Origin of the sequence: uncultured Cyclobacterium sp., assembly GCF_963976465.1 — a bacterium.
Taxonomy (GTDB): domain Bacteria; phylum Bacteroidota; class Bacteroidia; order Cytophagales; family Cyclobacteriaceae; genus Cyclobacterium.
In genome coordinates this window covers 1-3,544 of sequence record NZ_CAXBOC010000540.1, presented here as the reverse complement: position 1 = coordinate 3,544, position 3,544 = coordinate 1, and the positions used below count along the sequence as shown (strand labels likewise).

At 34.8% G+C, this 3,544-nt stretch carries 3 protein-coding genes; all 3 read left to right on the top strand.

What is annotated here, in order from left to right:
* The first annotated feature begins 138 nt into the window (after positions 1–138).
* Positions 139–1,266, top strand: coding sequence for a glycosyltransferase (locus AAC037_RS21795; RefSeq protein WP_339905582.1), 1,128 nt, complete (start codon positions 139–141; stop codon positions 1,264–1,266).
* On the top strand, positions 1,260–2,495 hold the full coding sequence (locus AAC037_RS21790) for a hypothetical protein (RefSeq protein WP_339905580.1): 1,236 nt from the start codon (positions 1,260–1,262) through the stop codon (positions 2,493–2,495). The genes AAC037_RS21795 and AAC037_RS21790 overlap by 7 nt, the downstream gene beginning before the upstream one ends.
* 22 nt (positions 2,496–2,517) lie before the next feature.
* Positions 2,518–3,544, top strand: a 1,027-nt coding sequence (locus AAC037_RS21785; protein WP_339905579.1) for a glycosyltransferase family 4 protein, incomplete at its 3' end; no start/stop codon positions are given.

Sequence of the window (3,544 nt, the reverse complement as noted above, 5' to 3'; positions counted from 1 at the left end):
GCCAATTTACCTTATAAAATTAGGCTTGAAATCGGAAATAAAGCCTATCAGAGAGCTAGATTTTTTTCTTTAGAAAATTATGGAAACCGTTTGATAGAATTGTATAAATCTTTAGAGTAAAAAATAATAAAATTCAGGGTGGAAAAAATTAAGATTTTACATTGTATTGAAACTATATCCTCAGGTGGTGTAGAGGTTTTACGGCTTGGATTTGCACGCAATATGGATAAAACTAAATTTGATTTAAAGATTATTTGTACCAATGCAATCGGACCTATAAAAAAAGCTTTAGAAGAGGAAGGTATTGAAATTATTGAAGTCGGACAATTTGGTTCACCTTTTGAACCTTCAAAATACCTAAAAGTGTTAAATGTTATAAAACACTATTCTCCCCATATCGTTCATGGCGCTGTTTTTGAAGGAATGTGTATGGCCGCAGTAGGCGGTTTTTTTGGAAAAGTTAAAGGAATTATTTTAGAAGAAACTTCCGACCCTTCCAACAGGTCATTGAAGGCCATTTTTTTACAAAGATTACTGGCTTCCTCTGCCGATAAAATTATTGGCATTTCCCCTGCTGTATGTGAATTTCTTAATACACGTGTAAATATTCCGGAAAGTAAGATTTTTCAGCTTAGTAATGGTATTGATTTTAATTACCTGCAAGCCAAAAAAAAGAAAATAACGAAAAGTCAATTAGGGCTTTCTGCAGAAGACTTTGTGATTGGAGCTGTTGGAAGAGTCCATGATAAAGTAAAAAGATTTTCTTCAATTTTAATGGCCTTAGAAAAAATTAACAAACCAACTATTAAAGTATTGCTAATAGGTGATGGCCCTGATCTCGATGATTTAAGAAATTTATCATGTATAAAAGGTATATCAGATCAATTTATCACTGTTGGTTTCAGAGAAGATACTTCCAGTTTTTATGAATTGATGGATTGCTTTTGCATTCCAAGTGCTAATGAAGGTTTTGGTATGGTCGCTGCAGAAGCTATGTTTTACAAATTACCTGTAATAGCATCAAATGTAGGGGGGTTAAAAAATGTTGTACAAGATGAAATAACGGGTATTTTATTTCAACCAAATGATATAAATACTTTAGCAATAAGTATAATTAGGTTGTATGAAGATAATGTACTGAGAAAAAATATGGGGGAGGCTGGGTTTTTGCGGGCCAGGTCATTATTTGGGATTAGTCATTATACCGAAATAATACAACATTTATACCAGACAATATACATTGAAAAATATAGCAAACCTTGTTAGACATCGTTGTGATATCGGTTTTTTTGGTAATGGCCTTTAATTCCAATAATGGATTTAGTATCAAATATCAATTACCGGCGAAATACAGCGTACACCTTCATTACTTATTGTTTTATCATTTGTTTTTTAGCCTTTTTTTTACTTGGTATATTTTAAATTTTGGTGGCGATAGCCAGGGTTATTGGCGATTTACCATGGAGCAGGTTAAAATTCATGACCCCTCCTGGATGAAATATTTTGGAGAAGGCACAACATTCATCCTATGGCTTACCTACATACCAAGTCGTATATTGGGCCTATCTTATATTACTGGAAATATTTTATTTGGTTTCCTCGGATTCCTTGGCATCCGATATATTTTTTTGATGACCTATAAACATTTTCCAACCAATCATGAAATTCTGAAAATTCCATTATTTCCAACCGTATTCTACCTTGCCAACTTTCATTTCTGGACCTCAGGTGTCGGTAAAGATGCCCTGTCTTTTTGGGCAATAGCATGGTTTTTCTTTAGCCTTCAACAATACAAAGAACGATGGTGGAAGGCAGCAGTAGCTTTTTTCTTTATTTATATGTCTAGACCTCATATGGGACAAGCCATCATTGGAGGTTCTGCTATAGCACTTATTTTGGGATCGGATATAAATAGATCCTATAAATTTAGTTTAGCAACACTTGCATTCGTAGCCTCTATTATCATGAGTTCTTATACGTTGGAAGCCTTAAAAATCGAGAATTTTGATCTTGCTACATTGCAACAATTTTCAGAAAGTAAAGTTGGGAACTTGAATACAGCGCATGTTGGCTCTGGTGTAAATATTTCTTCTTATTCCTGGCCTATGAAATTATTTACATACTTGTTTAGACCCTTGTTTTTTGATGCTCATAATATTGTTAGCTTTATTAGTTCCTTTGAAAATTTGCTTTACTTGTGGTTGAGTTTTTTTATTTATAAAAATTGGTCTCCGGAAGCCCTTCGGGACATGCCACTTTTTTTGAAAGCAGGGATGATAACTTTTATTCCTGTGACCATTGCCTTTATGAATGCATTAAGTAATCTGGGTATTGCCATGCGTATGAAAAATATGTTGATGATTTATTTTTTGCTTTTTTGTTTTTACTTGATCACGCATAAAAAATACACCCTTTACCTGAGGAGCTTGGACCGGAAAAAATTCTTTCAACGCAGGCAAGCCATTATTGATGCCAAAAAGAAAAATGCTATCTAATACTTTATTTTTTTAATATACTTTGAAAAAAAGAAATTTGTTATTTCTGCCTAAATATCCCAGAAAAGGGGCTAGTAGCAGATTAAGAACTTACCAGTTTTTGCCCTTATGGGAAAAGATGGGATATTCCGTTGCTGTCCATTCTTTTTTTACTGAGCAATACCTTGATAATATTTATAGCCACCAATCTCCTGGTATTTGGCATGTTTTGAAATGTTATTTCCGTAGATTTTTCTTGCTGTTCACAATTCATAGGTATGATTTGATAATTATTGAAAAGGAAATTTTCCCCTATTTACCGGCATATGCAGAGTGGATGCTTGCTAACTTTAAAGGATATTGGGTGGATTATGACGATGCTGTTTTTCATAATTATGACCTAAGTAATAACCGAATGGTTGGTCTACTTATGCCTAAAAAAATTGACCAGGTGATGAACTTGGCAAGTAGAGTAGTGGTAGGAAATGAGTACTTAAAGAATAGAGCTACTAGGGCCGGCGCATCTAATGTTTCGATATTTCCTACGGTGATAAATGTAAATAGGTATAAAGAAAAAGTTTGTGATCCAACAAGTAAAACCATATCCATTGGCTGGATTGGCTCCCCAAGCACCATAAAATACCTGAAACCCGTGGTGCCGGTTCTTAATTGGCTTCATCAAATTTACTCCATAAAATTTATATTGGTTAATGGTATGAGCAAAATAAAGTTTGAAGGGGAATTGGAGTCAGTTATTTGGACAGAAGAATGGGAGGTGGATGCCATCCATAAAATGGATATCGGCATCATGCCTTTACCGGATAGCCCTTGGGAAAATGGGAAGTGTGCCTATAAATTAATTCAGTACATGGGCTGTGGCTTACCTGTGGTGGCTTCTCCTATAGGAATGAACAAAGAGGTGGTTAATAATGGGGAGAATGGGTTTTTGGCCAGTACTTCCGAAGAGTGGATTAGTGCCTTGGAAAAACTAATACTTGACCCTCAATTGAGAAAAGACTTCGGAAAGAAAGGAAGGGATAAAGTATTGAGAGAGTACACCTTGCAAAGAA